The organism is Phytobacter sp. V91 (genome assembly GCF_965644225.1).
Taxonomy (GTDB): Bacteria; Pseudomonadota; Gammaproteobacteria; order Enterobacterales; family Enterobacteriaceae; genus CBFFRJ01.
Window position 1 is genome coordinate 1 of sequence record NZ_CBFFRJ010000342.1, and the last position, 324, is coordinate 324.

Sequence of the window (324 nt, forward strand, 5' to 3'; positions counted from 1 at the left end):
AGGATTTATCCTTCATTGGTAAATTAATATTCCGGTATGCGCCATCGGCTTCATCACCGTCATAATAGTTATCGACGACAGATAAGAATGCTTTAATGTTTTCTTGAAGATTTTCGTATTAATGTAATGCCAGGATAAATGTACACATTCATCTCTTAAATTTTTTATGCCCCGTTCGCTGGCGGGTATTTTTGAGAAACAAAAAAAGCGCCTTGCAAGGCGCTTTCGTACTCATAAAACCTTATCTGATTAACGCAGCAGGGACAGCATGGTCTGCGGAACCTGGTTGGCCTGTGCCAACACCGAAGAACCCGCCTGCTGTAG

General features: G+C 42.3%; 1 protein-coding gene. It reads right to left on the reverse strand.

Features of this window, described 5'->3' with window-relative positions:
- Window positions 1–249 precede the first annotated feature (249 nt).
- The coding region (locus ACSZO4_RS25955; protein ID WP_172896807.1) for a flagellin at window positions 250–324 on the reverse strand (75 nt) is incomplete at its 5' end.